11 protein-coding genes and 2 tRNA genes are annotated in these 13,751 nt (G+C 44.9%); 5 read left to right on the plus strand and 8 right to left on the minus strand.

What is annotated here, in order from left to right; translation table 11 throughout:
* Positions 1 to 143: 143 nt before the first annotated feature.
* Both L3V36_RS12040 and L3V36_RS12045 read left to right on the plus strand, forming a co-directional pair.
* Positions 144 to 228: transfer RNA gene (locus L3V36_RS12040), tRNA-Tyr, on the plus strand.
* Between the two features lie 102 nt (positions 229 to 330).
* Positions 331 to 415: transfer RNA gene (locus tag L3V36_RS12045), tRNA-Tyr, on the plus strand.
* A gap of 705 nt (positions 416 to 1,120) precedes the next feature.
* Here L3V36_RS12045 and L3V36_RS12050 read toward each other — a convergent pair.
* The gene (locus L3V36_RS12050) at positions 1,121 to 2,029 is read right to left on the minus strand and encodes a TIM44-like domain-containing protein (RefSeq protein WP_065682109.1); all 909 of its coding nucleotides are present in this window, start codon (positions 2,027 to 2,029) and stop codon (positions 1,121 to 1,123) included.
* Between the two features lie 196 nt (positions 2,030 to 2,225).
* Between L3V36_RS12050 and L3V36_RS12055 the strand changes: the two genes are divergently transcribed.
* From L3V36_RS12055 to L3V36_RS12065, 3 genes are all read left to right on the plus strand, one after another.
* Positions 2,226 to 2,816, plus strand: coding sequence for a TetR-like C-terminal domain-containing protein (locus tag L3V36_RS12055; RefSeq protein ID WP_004736110.1), 591 nt, complete (start codon positions 2,226 to 2,228; stop codon positions 2,814 to 2,816).
* Positions 2,817 to 2,833: 17 nt separating this feature from the next.
* Positions 2,834 to 4,708, plus strand: coding sequence for an MFS transporter (locus L3V36_RS12060; RefSeq protein ID WP_102447238.1), 1,875 nt, complete (start codon positions 2,834 to 2,836; stop codon positions 4,706 to 4,708).
* 146 nt (positions 4,709 to 4,854) lie between these two features.
* Entirely contained in the window at positions 4,855 to 5,775 is a 921-nt protein-coding gene (locus tag L3V36_RS12065; RefSeq protein ID WP_004736106.1) for a putative sulfate exporter family transporter, read from the plus strand.
* Between the two features lie 133 nt (positions 5,776 to 5,908).
* On the opposite strand, the gene L3V36_RS12070 is transcribed toward L3V36_RS12065, so the two are convergent.
* The 7 genes from L3V36_RS12070 to L3V36_RS12100 all read right to left on the minus strand — a co-directional run bounded on the left by L3V36_RS12070 (position 5,909) and on the right by L3V36_RS12100 (position 13,618).
* A complete protein-coding gene (locus tag L3V36_RS12070; RefSeq protein WP_004736103.1) occupies positions 5,909 to 6,076 on the minus strand; it encodes a hypothetical protein in 168 nt (55 codons plus the stop codon).
* 165 nt (positions 6,077 to 6,241) lie between these two features.
* Positions 6,242 to 7,675: an o-succinylbenzoate--CoA ligase gene (menE, locus tag L3V36_RS12075; RefSeq protein ID WP_102452861.1), complete on the minus strand. Its 1,434-nt coding sequence runs from the start codon at positions 7,673 to 7,675 to the stop codon at positions 6,242 to 6,244.
* 52 nt (positions 7,676 to 7,727) lie between these two features.
* Positions 7,728 to 8,735, minus strand: a complete 1,008-nt coding sequence (gene menC, locus L3V36_RS12080) for an o-succinylbenzoate synthase (RefSeq protein ID WP_102447236.1) — start codon at positions 8,733 to 8,735, stop codon at positions 7,728 to 7,730.
* Between the two features lie 75 nt (positions 8,736 to 8,810).
* Positions 8,811 to 9,677 carry a 1,4-dihydroxy-2-naphthoyl-CoA synthase gene (menB, locus tag L3V36_RS12085; protein ID WP_029222208.1) on the minus strand — a complete coding sequence of 289 codons (867 nt, stop codon included), beginning with the start codon at positions 9,675 to 9,677 and terminating at the stop codon, positions 8,811 to 8,813.
* A 102-nt stretch (positions 9,678 to 9,779) separates the two neighbouring features.
* Positions 9,780 to 10,580, minus strand: coding sequence for a 2-succinyl-6-hydroxy-2,4-cyclohexadiene-1-carboxylate synthase (gene menH, locus L3V36_RS12090; protein ID WP_017091509.1), 801 nt, complete (start codon positions 10,578 to 10,580; stop codon positions 9,780 to 9,782).
* Positions 10,581 to 10,589: 9 nt separating this feature from the next.
* On the minus strand, positions 10,590 to 12,314 hold the full coding sequence (menD, locus tag L3V36_RS12095; protein ID WP_102447235.1) for a 2-succinyl-5-enolpyruvyl-6-hydroxy-3-cyclohexene-1-carboxylic-acid synthase: 1,725 nt from the start codon (positions 12,312 to 12,314) through the stop codon (positions 10,590 to 10,592).
* Positions 12,311 to 13,618 carry an isochorismate synthase MenF gene (locus L3V36_RS12100; RefSeq protein WP_029222207.1) on the minus strand — a complete coding sequence of 436 codons (1,308 nt, stop codon included), beginning with the start codon at positions 13,616 to 13,618 and terminating at the stop codon, positions 12,311 to 12,313. Before L3V36_RS12100 ends, menD begins: the two co-directional genes overlap by 4 nt.
* Positions 13,619 to 13,751: the final 133 nt, after the last annotated feature.

Raw genomic sequence — 13,751 nt, forward strand, 5'->3', positions numbered from 1 at the left:
CGGCACTGCCTTCGATGGTTCGAATCCGTCTCCCTCCACCATATTCTTCTTACCTCTTTCGAGAGTTAAGAGAACAACCTGATTGATGGGCTTATGGGAAAACATCAATTTAGGCTTACTTTGTGAAAAGTAAGACACACCCTGGAGGGGTTCCCGAGTGGCCAAAGGGAGCAGACTGTAAATCTGCCGGCACTGCCTTCGATGGTTCGAATCCGTCTCCCTCCACCATATTCTTCTTACCTCTTTCGAGAGTTAAGAGAACAACCTGATTGATGGGCTTATGGGAAAACATCAATTTAGGCTTACTTTGTGAAGAGTAAGACACACCCTGGAGGGGTTCCCGAGTGGCCAAAGGGAGCAGACTGTAAATCTGCCGGCACTGCCTTCGATGGTTCGAATCCGTCTCCCTCCACCATATTCTCCTTAATTGGAAAATCGAAAAGCCAACTCATTGAGTTGGCTTTTTTCGTTTCCGAGCTTTATATCTTTCTAAACGTACCTTGCCGAACCTATCTTTCTAAACACGGCCCTCAACTAACTAAACACCAACCCACACTACAGCAAAAAAGACTAAGCGAACTAGCCCATTCAAACATCAGTGATCCCATACTTCAGCATGACGCTCGCAAACCAGATAAGCAGCGCAACCTAAGCAATTGGTCGATACATGATCTTCACATTCATTCGCAATTATCTGTTTCTTCTGCAAAGTAATCTTAGGCTCCAATACGGGTTCAAAGAACTTTGTCATTACTCATAAAATCCGAATAAAATTAGTTAGTTAGTTAGTTAGTTAGTTAGTTAGTTAGTTAGTTAGTTAGTTAGGTTAATCCAATCTTTGAATAAGATACACCTCTTAATATTTGTCGTGATGACACTCTTCCTCTACTCATGTTACTTGTCTGTTCCACATGTTTCGTCATATTGGTATTGCTCCGTGAATCTAAAACTCTCCCCCCCCTCCCCAAAAAAATGCTCAAAGCCAATTCCCCAGCAGCAACTTACAGGTGCATATCATTAGACACAAAAAAGCCCCTGCTGATTTCTCAGCAGGGGCTTTCAATTATTTGGTGTCATTCCGAATAACTACATCATATTGATGTTGAGTTAAATCTTGGAATTAGCCTTGAATACCAACAATTAACCAAGGTGCATTGTCAGTTGTTAGGTCACGCTCTAGGTGCCAGATATCTGTGATATCTTCTTCAACGCCATCCGCAGTGTCACGGTAACGACCGCTGAACTGAAGGCTTAGCTGTGCTTTGCTACCATCGTGGTCTGCACGAACGATTTCAGCATCAACGTACATTACGTCTGTGTGCTGATCACCGTCTAGCTTATTACGCTCAGCTTTTAGGTCTTCAAATAGGCTTGGAGATACGTATTCTTCAATCGTGTTTAGCTCGTTGTGATTCCATGCACCTTGCAGTGTACGGTAGTGCTCACGAGAACCGTTGATGAATGCCGCTTGATCAAAGCCCGGTGGGTAGTTATGTGGAACATCGCTTTGTGCACCAAAACCGAAACCACCAGCAGAGCCTTGTGATTGAGGTTGTGCTTGCTCGAAGTTATGAACATTTGGCTGTTGCTTAGGTTGTTCAAACTTGTTCTGACCCATGCCGCCGAATGCTGGCTGTTGACCACGTGCATTCTGCTGATTCATTGAGCCCTGCTTCGCACCCAACATTCCGCGTAGAAATTTAAACGCTAGGAAAGCAATCAGACCCATAATTAGAATATCCATGAACTGGATACCTTCAAATGCGCCACCAAAGAATGCAGCTAAAAGACCACCAGCAAGTAAACCACCTAGCAGACCGCCCATAAGGCCTTTCTTGCTAGAGTTAGCTGCTGTGTTCTTACCCGTTTGATCTTGACGGATCGAATTCGTGTTTTGTTGTTTTGGTGCTGGAGCCGTTTTAAAGCTTTTGCCAAATGACTTACCACCACCAAACTTTTTCGCTTCCGCGATTGGCGTCACCGCGACTGTTACCAACAGGATCGCGACTAGTGAGAAAAATCGTTTCATTATTATCCTTTATAGGTTTTTTATCTTTCGACACCTTAATCATACTCGTTAACAATGAACAATGAAATATTCACGGCGTTTACACATGTATCATAATATTGCGGCTATTAATTGATTACTAAACTAGCGAAGGGATTGACGGCACTCTGGGGCAGCATTAAAATATTGAACGATGTTCATTTAATAGAAAGTACCCATGGCAAGACGAAACGATCATACTCGCGAACAATTAGTGCAATTAACCTTAAAAACGGTGACCGACTTCTTAGAAGAGCACTCTTATCACGAGTTAAGTCTACGCAAAATCGCCAATATGATTGGTTATGTTCCAAGTACCTTGGTGAATGTATTTGGCAACTACAACCTATTGCTATTGCATGTTGTTGCTCAAACATTAGATGAACTGGCGTCAGAATCTGCTGTAGCAGTTGAACAATCGAGCAATCCTCAGCAAGCTCTATTCAACCTTGCCTACTGCTACCACGATTTTGCACAAAAACACCCTCACCGTTGGCAGCTTATCTTTGAGCACAACATGAACGGTGAAAACCTTCCTGAATGGCAATCGAACCGTATCGATAGAATGACAGGTATGCTAGAGCAACTATTAATCGCGATTGCTCCTGAACATACTGAAAGCGAAGTCGTTAAAGCCAGCCGTGTATTATGGTCTGGAGTACATGGAATTACTCTACTTAGCGTTGATGATAAATTTTTCGCCTCTGAGCCTATCGATGGTAAAGAGTTGATCAATAACCTAGTCTCAAACTACTTAACCAACTGGTAATCATCCAAGGAAAGACAATGAACAACAGCAGCCAATCTTCGCTGTTAACGCAAAAAAGGTTCCTACCCTACTTTATTACCCAATTTCTGGGAGCCTTTAATGACAACATATTCAAAAATGTTCTGTTACTGTTTGTTGCTTTCGCAAGCGTAGACACGCTACCTATTTCCAGCAATTTATTCATTAATTTGGCCGCTGGCCTTTTTATTCTGCCCTTCTTCCTATTTTCTGCTTTGGCTGGTGTGCTGGCTGACAAATATGAAAAATCGTGGTTTATCCGTAAAGTTAAGCTTCTTGAAGTGGTGATCATGTCACTGGGTGCGGTCGGATTTATCTACGAAAGTTACGAAATATTACTACTGCTTTTGTTTTTGATGGGGACACAAAGTGCCTTCTTTGGCCCAGTTAAGTACGCCCTACTTCCGCAACAGTTAGAAACCAAAGAGCTTGTGTCCGGAAATGCTTTGGTTGAAACAGGCACATTCTTAGCCATCCTAATCGGTACTCTAGGTGCTGGTATTATTGCATCTGAAGAAAGCGCGAAGCTCATTGCTGCGATATGTATTGTTTCGTTCGCCGTACTCGGGTATGTATCAAGTTGCTTTATCCCACAAGCGCCAAGTAACGCACCAGATCTGAAAGTAAAGTGGCAGCCAGTAAAGCTAACCCGCGCAACACTCGCTATTGCCAAAAAAGACCGCCCAACCTTTCAAGCACTGATGTCGATCAGCTGGTTCTGGTTCCTCGGTGCAGCTTACCTCACTCAGTTTCCCAACTTCACCAAGGTTTACTTAAACGGTACTGAAAGCGCTGTCGCGTTTTTGTTGGCACTGTTCTCGGTAGGCATTGCGATTGGCTCGTTGGCTTGCGATAAGTTATCTAATCACCGTATTGAAATCGGCATCGTGCCAATGGGCAGCCTAGGTATTTCGATCTTCGGCCTGTTGATGGCGATATCCATTCCAGAGTCTTTGCCTGACTTTAACTCTTTCCATCAGTTTGTGACGTATTCAGAACTATGGCCGCTGTTTGCTTATCTTCTACTACTGGGGATCTCTGGTGGTATTTTTATTGTTCCGCTTTACTCTCTAATGCAGCTACGAGCAAAGCCAAATGAGCGAGCTCAAGTAATCGCCGGGCTCAATATCTACAACTCGCTATTCATGGTCGGGAGCGCTGTTTTAGGTATTGTTTGCCTTAGTATTCTGGAGCTTTCAATTCCACAACTGTTTGTACTGCTCGCGATAGGAAACACTTTGGTTATGCTGTATCTGTTTTATCAGGTGCCTATTTACGCTTTCCGTTTCTTTACGTGGGTGGTCACTCACACCATGTACCGAGTTAAACATAAAAATTTACATCACCTGCCAGAAAAAGGCGGCGCATTGATTATCTGCAACCATGTGAGTTATATGGATGCATTATTGCTGAGCGCCGTTTGCCCTCGCCTGATCCGCTTTGTGATGGAAGAAGATTACACCAAGTTGCCGCCTATTAGACGTTTCTTGAAAAGAGCTGGGGTTATTCCAATCTCCGCAACCAACCGTAGCTCTATTCGAAATGCTTTTAAAGAAGTAGAACGCGCTCTGCATGAAGGCCACATCGTGTGTATTTTTCCAGAAGGAAAGCTAACCTCTGATGGTGAAGTCGCAGAGTTCATGCGTGGTATGGAGCTGATTATCAAACGATCTCCTGTGTCAGTCATCCCAATGGCTCTCAAAGGGCTATGGGGCAGCTACTTCAGTCGTTATAAAGGCAGTGCCTGCAAAGGGTTACCAACCCGCTTCTGGACCAAGTTAGAAATAGAAGCTGGCAAGCCAATACTCGCTAAAGATGCCTCATGCAAAACTCTTCGGCAGTCAGTCTCAGACCTTCGCGGGACACTACGCTAGCTAACCAGCCCTTTATTCATATCAGCTGAACAAGCGTTAAGTTTTCCTTAACGTTTGTTCAATTCATTTAGACTTACTTATCATTTTATTGAACGTATAGTGGTCTCATTACAATAACGCGACAATACAACAAGACTCTAAATACAATGAACCTAAAAAAGTCTGCTCCATTTTATCTTGCTGCACTGTTTTGCTTAACACCTTGGGTAAGCTCTCCTACGGCCCTCGTTATTGGCTTCCTGCTTGCTAGTTTAGGTTTAGTCCCTGAGCATCTAGAAGTAGGCAAACTCACAAAGAAGTTACTGGCCTACTCGATTGTCGGCTTAGGCTTTGGCATTCAGTTTGAAAAAGCATTGGCGGTAACAGGCGACGGTATTGGTTTAATTGTCACGACCATCATTGGTACGTTAGTCATTGGTTGGTTCTTAGCCAAACGAATGGGATTGGATCGCACCACGGGTTACCTAATCTCTTCAGGTACCGCTATTTGTGGTGGTAGCGCGATAGCAGCTGTGGCACCTGCGATTAAAGCGGACGATGAACAGATTGGCTTGGCGCTAGCTACGGTATTTGTGTTGAACTCGGTAGCTCTATTCTTATTCCCGATGATTGGCCACGCGCTTGAGTTAAGCCAACAAACATTTGGTACTTGGGCCGCCATTGCAATTCACGATACATCTTCTGTGGTAGGTGCAGCTTCGGCTTATGGTGAAGAAGCACTGACGACAGCGACAACATTGAAGCTCGCTCGTGCACTTTGGATCATCCCAATCGCTTTAGTCAGCGCGATGATCTTCAAGAACGATCAAAAGAAGATTACGATTCCTTACTTCATTTTCTTCTATTGCGCCGCCATTGCTATCAGTGACTTGCTGCCACAATTTGAGATGGTCTACCAAGGGATCTTTGATGTGTCCAAACGCGCGTTGGTTGTGTGTCTGTTCTTAATTGGCTGTGGTATTTCTGTAGAGAAGTTAAAAGCAGCAGGGCCGAAGCCATTGATGTTTGGTATTACGATGTGGACGATGATTTCGACGGGTTCTTTGGCGTGGTTAACCCTTGCTTAGTTCGCAAAGAAACGCTTTAGCTGGTTGTTCGGTTACCTAGACACTCAGATTAGCGAGCCACAAAACAAAAAGGCAAAGCTCCAATGGGCTTTGCCTTTATCGTTTGTGGTAAAGATATTCTTTGTTGCAAAAATCACAAATCAAACAGGGGCTTATCACTCTTCTTGCTCTCTCTTTTCATTAAAACAAGTACCACAACCAACACAAATGCGGTGAGTTCGGCCAACGAGCGAGTCAACCCTGACGAAGTGACCGCTTGGCCTATCTGCAGTAAAACCGCAATGATGAGGGCAATTTTCATAATAAGACCTTATTCTATAATCCGTTATTTATAGGGCTTATTATGATGGATGGTTATAAAGATAATAAATTCTGTTTTGAACTATCTAATTGCTAAATTAACTAACCGCCTGACAACTTAGTCACCTAACAACTTCGCAAATAACGTCGAGGTAAGCGCTTACCTTTAACTCCTATGCTGAGACAACCAAGATGCCAATCCAGCGCGTGAGACCTTAATACCCTGCTGTTCTTGCTTAGGCATTCGATAATACTCAACAGGAAATTTGAACCGCTCAAGACGGCCATTCAATTGCTCAGCAAACCACTCTTTGGTTGGCAAATCAGCACAATCTACAATAGCGACAGGTCGAAACCCGAACTCATCGTCTTCAATAGGAACAATAAACGCCTGATTAACCTCAGACAACTGATTGAGTGCTCGCTCAATCTCTTCGCAATGAATGTTCTCACCACCAGAAATAAACTGATTGTCGGCGCGACCAATAATCGACACTTGTTCACCAACCCACTCACCAAGATCTTTGCTATCGAACCAGCCGTTCTTATCAACTAATGGCGTTAATTTACCTTGGTGGTAATAACCGGAAGCGAGCGTATCGCCGCCAATAAAGATACGTTGTTCTTCAATTTTCAGCTGGCGATGGTTAAGGACACAACCTGCAGTATTACTAGAATCAACGGGCTTCGCAGTCACTGTTGAAGCCGCTTCTGTCATGCCGTAGCCAAGCCATGTTTCAATGCCCATTTGTTGAGCTTCAAGCCCAAGAGCCTCAGGTATATGGCTACCACCCAAAAGTACATGCGTTAAAGTAAGTGCTTGCTTACTCTTTAGTAATCGATGTAGCTGAGTAGCGACTAATGAAGCGTGACTGCATTCTTCTATATCAGTCTCAAGCTGACCTGTGCCTATCTTGATGCAGCCACCAGCCGCTAACCAACGATGAACTATCGCTAGCCCCGACACATGGTACATAGGTAAACTCAGTAACCAAGTGTCACCTTGTTGATAACGAAACACCTCAAGCAACCCGACCGCCGAGCATAAATGTTGCTCAAGCGTGTGAGCCACTGCTTTGGGATTTCCGGTAGAGCCAGAAGTGAATACGATGCTCGCTAGATTTTGCGGATTGAAGTTGGAGTCTTGAGATGTCGTTATCCGATTATCATCACCATCGACCTTCACTTCATTTAAGCAAGACAAGGTCACCAACTGAGTATTTAAATCGACAGTCTCTGATTGCTCTATCCCGCTACTGTCCAAAAGCCAAAGGTAGCTTTGTTGACCCGCTTGATATAAGGAATCGAGCTTTTGCTTCAGGCGTAAGCGAGGTTGAGGCATGGTGAAAGCGCAAATAACACCCAAATTAAGTGCGGCAAGATAAGCAGGAATCACTTCAGCTTGATTCTTACCAACAATCGTCAGTACATCACCTTCAGATAGGCCTTGATGAGATAGCTGTTGTTGGTACTCACTCACGAGCACAGACACTTGCTGCCAAGTATAAGTGTGGTGAGTAGTCACTAACGCTGTTTGATGTGGGTTTTGCTGCGCCCACTGTACCCATAGCGGGTGATGATTAGATTGTGGGCGCATCATAAGATAACCAAATTATAGATTGAAAACGATCTAAGCCAATCGAACGATCAGCTTAAGAAGACCAAATCAATCGTTGCTGTTCAAGAGTAGAAACCGGAAGCTGACAACCTGGCCAAGAGACTTCGAGTTGTTGTTGATACAAACCAATAGTATCAAGCCCTGGCACTTCATTAGGTAAGTATTGTTGTGCTAATCGAGCAATCTGAGTTAAGCCAAGGCTCGACTCTATGCTTGAGCTTAATACAGGCTTAATGCCAAGTTGCTGTGCTCGCTCAATGATTGCCACACAACGCTCGACAGAACCAATAAGAGTTGGCTTGATCACGACAGCTTTAACACCAGTAAGGTCGCTAAGATCAAACTCTGGGCTTCGCACCGCTTCTTGCAATGTTTCGTCCCATGCAATCGCTACACCATGGTCAATGGCAAATGCCAAGCTGTCTTCTGGTTTTTGGCAAGGCTCTTCAATAAAGCTAATACGTTGACGCAGTGACGGCGCAATGTACTTGATAAACTGCTTAGCCTTTTCCGGCTTCCATGCACGGTTAGCATCAAGTCTTAAGGTTAAATCAGGGATCGACTCAAGGAATAAGCTGACAAGCATGCCATCACGAATCGCTTCGTAGAGACCGACTTTCACTTTCGCGACCTTCTCGCCTTTCATCTCATTCAGCACAGGGATCAGTTCATCTGGGTCTCCTGTACACAACGGCGCGGCTTGGTAGTTACCTTCAGCATTGAGTTCGCCTCGTAATTCCAACATCGCCATCGAAAAGCCAAACGCAACAGAAGGATATAGCTCATCAAAAGGCGTTTGAGGGTTATTGTGGCTCCAAAGCTCTAATTCGTGTTGAAGCTGAATGCCAGCTTGTTCGGCATCTTCTTGGCTAAAACCTGGCAAAGGTGCGACTTCGCCAAAGCCAGTTTTACCATCACACTCTAGTTGGATGATATAGCCAACGCGTTCGTTCAACTTATTGTCACGAAGAATCACGCCACTATCCATAGGCAATTGATAACGGTAGAGTTTAGCGTGACGCTGAGAATTCACTGAGTTCATAAAGTTTCCTAAAAAACGGGGAACATCAAAACAAAACGAGCCGCTATTAGCGACTCATTTTAAAGAAGAGAAAGACTATGGGTTACGCGGAAATTTGTCGAAATCAGGTCGACGCTTCTCGTTAAATGCGTTTCGGCCTTCTTGGCCTTCTTCTGTCATGTAGAACATCATGGTTGCGTTACCCGCCAACTCTTGAAGACCAGCTTGGCCATCACAGTCTGCGTTTAGTGCAGCTTTCAAGCAACGCAGCGCCATTGGGCTATGTTGAAGCACTTCACGACACCAACGAACGGTTTCTTTTTCTAGGTCGGCAACAGGCACCACGGTGTTTACCAGGCCCATGTCCAATGCTTCTTGAGCATCGTAGAAACGACACAAGAACCAGATTTCACGTGCTTTCTTCTGACCAACGATACGAGCCATGTAAGAAGCACCCCAACCGCCATCGAATGAACCGACTTTAGGACCCGTCTGACCGAACTGAGCGTTTTCAGCTGCGATAGTAAGGTCTGCCATCATGTGAAGTACATGACCGCCACCGACTGCCCAACCCGATACCGCTGCGATTACTGGTTTTGGACAAGTACGAATTTGACGTTGGAAATCAAGTACGTTCAAGTGGTGTGTACCTGAATCATCTTGGTAGCCGCCGTAGTCACCACGAATACTTTGGTCACCACCAGAACAGAACGCCTTCTCACCAAGACCCGTCAAAATGATTACGCCAACTTTCTCGTCATAACGAGCATCAGCCAGTGCATTGATCATCTCTTTTACGGTTTGTGGACGGAACGCATTGTGGACTTGAGGACGCGCAATCGTGATTTTCGCAATACCGTCGTCAGACTTGTGGTACTGAATATCTTCAAATTGACTGCTTTCATCGCTCCAGTTAACTGCCGCGTAAAGTTCTTCTTCTGTGATGCCTACTGTTTTAGCCATGGTGATTCCCATTGTTCTATTAGAGACCACGACTAACAAGTAGTCGTGACGGTATTGCTCTGCTTTTGATAGTGCTTGAGACTAGAGATCCGCTCAGTCTGATTAGCGACGACTGGCGATACATTGGATTATCAAGTTTGAAAACAACTCTGGTTGCTCAAAATGAACATTATGACCAGCGTAGTCGACCTGACTATATTCAAAGCCACTATTCTCAGCTAGCTCCATGAATTTACGATCTTTTTCTCCACACACATAATGCAATAAATGCTCATGAGATTTCAATGTGGCACGTAAATCCGGTTGCTTAGCTAACGAAGTAGATAACAACATATTTGCTACGGATACTCCAAGGTTACCACTACGCTTTATGACCAAAGTTTGTCTTTGCTCATGATTTAGTGAAGAAAAGACGCTTTGTTGATACCAATCGTCTAAAACATCTTCAATCGACTGCTGCGCAAAGCGAACAGCCCACTGCGTATCATGTACTAACCTCTGTGCTCTCTCTTCATCACATTCCAAGCCAAAGTTGCCACCTTCAATGATGACTTTCTCTAGGTTGAGCGTCTCAAAGCAAGGGCTTGTCACTCCATACATAGCGAGCCTTCCCCCCATAGAGTAGCCAATCACCACGATAGGGTAATCAGCAGGAAGATCGTTTATCGCCAATTGAGCAGTGATGCACTGGACAATTTTCTTGCAGCAATGATCAAACCCTACCGGATCGATAAAGCGACTTTGTCCGTGTCCGGGTAAATCGATGCAAAGAAGAGGAAAATTCTCGAGAAATGGATGACATGCACTCCAATCATCCCCGCTTCCGAGTAAACCATGTAAAAAAACAAGCAAAGGTTTGTCGGAAGGTTCTTGTACAGCTGGGTAATAATTGGAGTAAAGCATGTAAAGTCCTTAGGCTAATGCCTCGGTGAGCATTGAACTGAATTGTTTCAGTAAAGTAGACGCTTGTTCGGGAGGCGTCTTAACTTCAACGAGCAAGGTACCCTGACCCTGTTCGAAATGTTGTTCGATAATCGTTTGATAGCAATTCAAAGTTTCTGGCGCCGCATAACCAAGTTGGAACTGCGCAGCAGCGTGTTCAAAACTGAAACCATGAGGCATTTGATAAAGTGACTGTTTTTGCTGCTCTGGTACCGGCAACAAGTCAAAGATCGCACCACCGTCATTGTTGGTCACAACAAGAACCATCGGCGTTAAATTATGAGTCAGCAGAGCCAGTGAATTGAGGTCGTACAACAAAGAGGTATCACCAATCAACATCAGCAAAGGATTCTGGTTGGCTTTCACCACGCCCGCAGCCGTCGCCACCAAGCCATCAATGCCCGATGCACCACGGTTACTGTAAACTTGATTCGCAGATATTGATGACAGCATATCCACCAGCCTTACCATCAAGCTATTTCCCACAAATAGCTCTCTGCCTTTAAGTCTAGACGACAAGTCAACGGCAACACTGAGTTCCGTCAATTGGTCATTGTTGGATATTTGCGCGAGGGCGAGTTGCTGAACAGTATTTGCGACCTCGATTAAAGGAGCCGCCCAACCTGCATGTTGGCCTAATAAGGTGGGTAAATGCTGCTCTGACACCCATGAATCGATAGCAGCAACGATATGGGTTTGAGGCAGATGATCTTGGTTGATTCGGTGCGTATCTGGTGACACAACAATATATTGTGATGAGCAGAATGATGATGCTTGCGACTTTATCCAATGATTAAGGCGCTTAGAAACAATGCGCTCACCGAACTGAAGGATGAAATCACATTGGTTAAGTTGTTCTTTCGCTACATCACTCTGCATCCACAGATCATAATGTTTCCAATCACTTGTGATACCTGATTGAGGGTCACAAAAAACTGGCCAACCTAATGCAGTGGCAAACTGCTGAGCTTTTGTCGCTTGTTCAATATCGAGCGAACCGAGAATAACCACACCCTTACGCCCAAGATACTCACCTGGAGCAATAGGTTGTGTGTTCACTTGATTAGGTAAAAACGTTTGGCTGTAACAACCTGTTCCCGATTTCCACCCAGCGACACTGGATGTGTATTCCGCATACATTTCCGCGCTATTCGCAGAATATAGAGGTTCTGGGAACGGACAGTTTATATGAATCGCACCACCAACATTGCGTTGTTTCACTAGGGCGTGATCAACCGATGTCAGTAACCAATTCAGAGAAACTTGTGTACTAGGGCTTGGTAAGTTTAAAGCACTTTCAACATGGGAAGAAAAGATACCCTGTTGCTGAATCGCTTGATTGGCACCACAGTCGACCAAGTCGATGGGTCTATCAGAGGTCAGCAAGATCAGCTTCTCTCGTGTCAGCCCAGATTCAGCCGTCGCAGGAAGAAGGTTAGCGACAGCAGTACCAGAGGTAACAATCACGGCAACTGGCTTATCACTGGCTTTAGCTAAACCTAAAGCTAAGAATCCAAGACCACGCTCATCAAAGTGCGTGTGTAAGGTTAACTTGGGATTAGCTTCCGCTTCGAGAGTTAATGGTGTTGAGCGAGAGCCCGGTGCGACACAAACATGTTCAACACCGTTGCGTGCTAGCTCTTCAAGTAATGTGTGACTCCAAACTCTATTTAATACGGCTTGGTCGTGATTCATGACGCCACACCCAACGGCGGGTGATCCGAAATCAAGCTGAGTAAGGTCGACATCTTCTTGTTCAATTCTTGCCATTCATGCTCGGCAACCGACCCCGGCACGATCCCTGCGCCAGCAAACAGCTGTACTTGATCGTTTACAACTAACGCACTTCGAATCGCGACACAAAACTCCGCTCTTTGATGACTGATATAGCCAACAGAACCTGCATACCAGCCTCGCGCAAACGGTTCGTGTTCAAGAATGAAATCCATCGCCTCTTTACGCGGTAAACCAGCCACCGCAGCAGTCGGCTGTAATGCAGCAAGCAACTGTACACCGTTAACGCCATTATTAAGCTGGGCGTGGATATTACGCTTGAGATGCTGCACCTTACGCAAGCGCACAAGACGCGTATCCTTTTCAACATGAACTGTTTGAGAATGAGGAGTGAGGCGCTCAATGATGTCGTCAACCACATACTGGTTCTCATTGAGGTTTTTACTGTCTTGAGAAAGCCAGTTCGCTAACTCCATATCTTCTGTCGCGTTTTCTCCGCGACCAATGGTTCCCGCTAGAGCTTCAGTATCAAGCTCTGTCCCATATCGGCTATACAAACGCTCTGGCGTTGAGCCAATAAAGCTGTGTTTAGAATCCAATACCAACATAAAGTGAAAACTATGATGGTTTTGCAGGTAGCTGGCCTTGAGTAATTGAGCCGCGCAGATTGGCGCATCAAGCTGCAGTGTGGTTTTACGCGCTAAAACCACTTTCTTGTACTCTTCGTCACTAATGCCCTGAAGCACTTTATCGACCAAATTACCCCACTGCTCTCGTTCTGGAACGTGGTTAATCTGTTCAATGTGAGCCGACAAAGGTGCCAATATCGCCGCTTCTACAGAAAGCTTATTCAAAGCATTAATGGAGACAACGCGATCAGGAGACAAGTTAACCGCTAGCGACCAAGTGTCGTCAAAGCGGATCAATTCAACCTGAGGAAGGAAGAAAAACGATTCCATGCAACGACGGTTCTTTGCGGTATGTCCATCAAATGAACGTCCACCCCAGATTCGTTGGTCTTCACCAAGAATTGCGTACGCGGGAGCAGGATCAGAAAAAGTGTGCAGTTGACCGAGCGCGACGACCTCTTCACGAGTGTCACGTGACTGCCAGTAGAACTTTGGAAAGAGCGGTTGAGCATGAAGCCATTCTATAAATGCAAACGATGGTTTTTGCGTTAGAACTTCAACACAACGAACTTCACTTGCTTGGGCATTTTGTACTCGCTCAATCAAAGCGGAGATAGTTTGCTGGAAATGTGACAAATCGACCTCGTTCACATCTAAATTATTATTATATTAGTTTGATACTTTATGGGCAGCACCCACTTAGATCAAGAATCTACTATATCTTTTGAACATTCCTGTGATTTTAAGCGATCCAGCCTCTTTATTCATC

This window comes from Vibrio sp. G-C-1 (genome assembly GCF_021728015.1).
Taxonomy (GTDB): Bacteria; Pseudomonadota; Gammaproteobacteria; order Enterobacterales; family Vibrionaceae; genus Vibrio; species Vibrio splendidus.

What these genes read in the sequence shown, in the direction of transcription:
- L3V36_RS12050 (WP_065682109.1), bottom strand. Translation starts at nt 2,029, where the DNA reads ATGAAACGATTTTTCTCACTAGTCGCGATCCTGTTGGTAACAGTCGCG.
- L3V36_RS12055 (WP_004736110.1), top strand. Translation starts at nt 2,226, where the DNA reads ATGGCAAGACGAAACGATCATACTCGCGAACAATTAGTGCAATTAACC.
- L3V36_RS12060 (WP_102447238.1), top strand. Translation starts at nt 2,834, where the DNA reads ATGAACAACAGCAGCCAATCTTCGCTGTTAACGCAAAAAAGGTTCCTA.
- L3V36_RS12065 (WP_004736106.1), top strand. Translation starts at nt 4,855, where the DNA reads ATGAACCTAAAAAAGTCTGCTCCATTTTATCTTGCTGCACTGTTTTGC.
- L3V36_RS12070 (WP_004736103.1), bottom strand. Translation starts at nt 6,076, where the DNA reads ATGAAAATTGCCCTCATCATTGCGGTTTTACTGCAGATAGGCCAAGCG.
- menE (WP_102452861.1), bottom strand. Translation starts at nt 7,675, where the DNA reads ATGATGCGCCCACAATCTAATCATCACCCGCTATGGGTACAGTGGGCG.
- menC (WP_102447236.1), bottom strand. Translation starts at nt 8,735, where the DNA reads ATGAACTCAGTGAATTCTCAGCGTCACGCTAAACTCTACCGTTATCAA.
- menB (WP_029222208.1), bottom strand. Translation starts at nt 9,677, where the DNA reads ATGGCTAAAACAGTAGGCATCACAGAAGAAGAACTTTACGCGGCAGTT.
- menH (WP_017091509.1), bottom strand. Translation starts at nt 10,580, where the DNA reads ATGCTTTACTCCAATTATTACCCAGCTGTACAAGAACCTTCCGACAAA.
- menD (WP_102447235.1), bottom strand. Translation starts at nt 12,314, where the DNA reads ATGAATCACGACCAAGCCGTATTAAATAGAGTTTGGAGTCACACATTA.